Annotated in this window: 1 protein-coding gene; it reads right to left on the bottom strand. The window is 65.4% G+C overall.

The features are described 5' to 3' along the window. Positions 1-592, bottom strand: a 592-nt coding sequence (locus tag NQO67_RS43515; RefSeq protein ID WP_255956199.1) for a DNA translocase FtsK, incomplete at both ends; no start/stop codon positions are given.

The raw sequence follows: 592 nt of genomic DNA, 5'->3' as shown, positions 1-592 counted from the left end.
GCGCAGGTCCATCTCGCGGACCACCCATTGCAGCGCTTCGGCGGCCCGTTTGGGGTTGGTGATGATGGGCGTGATCAGGTGCGGGATGCCCTCGTAGGCGGTCAGCTCGACGCGCTTGGGATCGACCAGGACCATCCGCACGTCCTCCGGGGTGGCCCGCATCATGACCGACGTGATCAGACAGTTGATGCAGGACGACTTGCCGGAACCGGTCGCACCCGCCACCAGCACATGCGGCATCTTGGCGAGGTTCGCCATCACATAGCCGCCCTCGACGTCCTTGCCCAGCGCCACCAGCAGCGGATGATCGTCCTCCGCGGCCTCCGCCAGCCGCAGCACATCACCGAGGTTGACCATCTCCCGATCCGTGTTGGGGATCTCGATGCCGACCGCCGACTTGCCCGGGATGGGACTGATGATGCGCACATCAGGACTGGCGACCGCATAGGCGATGTTCTTCGTCAGCGCCGTGATCCGCTCGACCTTCACCGCCGGCCCCAGCTCGACCTCATAACGGGTCACCGTCGGACCACGCGTGAAGCCGGTGACCCGCGCATCAACCTTGAACTCGGTGAAGACGGTGGTGAGCGAG

This window comes from Streptomyces odontomachi, assembly GCF_024435355.1.
GTDB lineage: Bacteria > Actinomycetota > Actinomycetes > Streptomycetales > Streptomycetaceae > Streptomyces > Streptomyces odontomachi.
The sequence above is the reverse complement of the archived record's forward strand: the minus strand, read 5'-3'. Positions and strand labels throughout refer to the sequence as shown.